The sequence below is a fragment of the Nocardia cyriacigeorgica genome, assembly GCF_010858045.1.
GTDB lineage: Bacteria > Actinomycetota > Actinomycetes > Mycobacteriales > Mycobacteriaceae > Nocardia > Nocardia cyriacigeorgica_E.
In genome coordinates this window covers 1-359 of the sequence record NZ_JAAGVC010000172.1, presented here as the reverse complement: position 1 = coordinate 359, position 359 = coordinate 1, and the positions used below count along the sequence as shown (strand labels likewise).

General features: G+C 68.8%; 1 protein-coding gene. It reads right to left on the bottom strand.

Going from position 1 to position 359, the window contains the following annotated elements; all coding sequences use genetic code 11:
• Positions 1 to 359 (bottom strand): radical SAM protein (locus tag GV790_RS29225; protein WP_163818042.1); only part of this gene is annotated, 359 nt, incomplete at both ends.

Sequence of the window (359 nt, the reverse complement as noted above, 5' to 3'; positions counted from 1 at the left end):
TGAGCGAGTAGGCCGAGACATGGTCGACGCCGGCGTCGAGTACCGCGTCCAGGCTGGCGTCCAGATCGCTGTCGCGTTCGCCGGGTGTTCCGTAGATCAGATCCAGGTTGACGTGCTCGAAGCCGACCGCGCGGGCCTCTTTGGCGGCGGCGACCGCTCGGCCCGGCGTGTGGGTGCGGTCGAGGACCGCCAGCACGTGCTGTGCCGCCGACTGCATGCCGAGCGAGACCCGGGTGTATCCGGCGGACCGGATCCGCTCGAAAAAGGCGGGTGAGGTCGACTCCGGGTTCGACTCGGTGGTGATCTCGGCGTCGGCGGCGAATACGAACTCGCCACGGATCGCGTCCAGCACTTCGGCC